2 protein-coding genes are annotated in these 1,284 nt (G+C 57.9%); one reads left to right on the forward strand and one right to left on the reverse strand.

All coding sequences use genetic code 11. The annotated features are described in order from the left end of the window. Positions 1 to 966 (forward strand): toprim domain-containing protein (locus tag H6A60_RS11440; RefSeq protein WP_205104720.1); only part of this gene is annotated, 966 nt, incomplete at its 5' end. Between the two features lie 114 nt (positions 967 to 1,080). On the opposite strand, the gene H6A60_RS11445 is transcribed toward H6A60_RS11440, so the two are convergent. Then, on the reverse strand, positions 1,081 to 1,284 hold a 204-nt coding region (locus H6A60_RS11445), incomplete at its 5' end, for a hypothetical protein (protein WP_205104722.1).

A 1,284-nucleotide genomic window follows, 5' to 3' on the forward strand; every position in this document is an offset into this window, starting at 1 on the left:
GCTCAGGACAGTCCGTTCATTAGAATCCGAACGCCCAAGCAGGATGAATTCGATTCAACCGTGCTTTGGGGAAAGGATCTGTTGAGGGCGGTTCGGTCGTCGGGCGCACGCTCCGGCGACTGGATCGAAGTCATGCGCCTTGGTACGCAGGAAGTAAAAACGCCTTCCGGACTTCGGCACAGAGCCGTTTGGTCGGTCGTTAAGCGCGAAGCGCCGGAGCAAGCAGAAAAGAGTCGGAACGAAGCGGCAGTCTCGACTGCCAAAGAAAACCGCCGCAAGGCGGATCGCATCGTAGAGGCCTGGTCTGAGGCCGCGCCCCTTCGAGAAGGAGACAAGTCGGAAGCTTCGGTAGTCGCATATCTGCGAAGACGCATGATTTTTCCGCCGAAATCCGTTCTCGAATCGGATGTCCTCAGAGCCGGACCGGAAACGCCGCTCTACACAAACGACACGTTCGAAGGACGATTCCGCACGCTGTGTGCGGCGGTACGAGATTCGAAAGGGCGGCTTGTGACGCTTCACCGCACCTTCCTGAGCCCCTCCGGGTTCAAGGCTGAAGTGGACCATCCGAAGCGCATCATGGCTCTCCCGAGCGATCGAACGATTCTCGGCGCTTCGGTTCAATTCGGCGAACCCCAAAAGGTACTTGCCGTTGCCGAAGGAATCGAGACAGCGCTTTCGGTCGTCCAAGGGCTTCGCATTCCCTGCTGGGCGGCTCTTTCTGCCGTCGGTTTGGAACACTTCGAGCCGCCTGCACAAGTCAGCGTCCTCCTCATCATGGCGGACAAGGATCGGTCGGGTGCCGGCGCACAGGCGGCGGAAAAGCTCAAGGCTCGCATGGAAGAAAACGGTCTGGCAGCATTCATTTTCATGCCTGAAGACGAAATTCCGGAGGGAGCCAAAGGCATCGACTGGAACGACGTCCTTCGGGAGCGCGGCCCGCAAGGTTTCCCGCGACCTTTTTAACGGCTGGCGCGTTCGGGGCGAATGCCTAAAACGCGGCGTCGAACAGCACGGAAAGCTTTGCGGTCGTATTTGGCGGAGAAGATTCTCAGCGCCGGCTCTTCGATCTCCTGATAGCTACGTTGAGCCGGACCGGTGTTCTCGTCCAATGCCTGTTTCCGATGCGCTGCGAAACTCCTCCAGAAGCGTCATTTCTGGTTTGGAAGCCTTGATGAGCACCAGGAGGTCAAGCGTCATGCCCTCGGCGTTTGACATCAAATGAAATATCGGGCCGAAGCGTTGGATGTAAAGGCTTCCAGTTGCATGATCGCTGAATTCGAC

It is taken from the genome of Sutterella massiliensis, assembly GCF_016899755.1.
In the GTDB taxonomy this organism is placed as follows: domain Bacteria; phylum Pseudomonadota; class Gammaproteobacteria; order Burkholderiales; family Burkholderiaceae_F; genus Sutterella; species Sutterella massiliensis.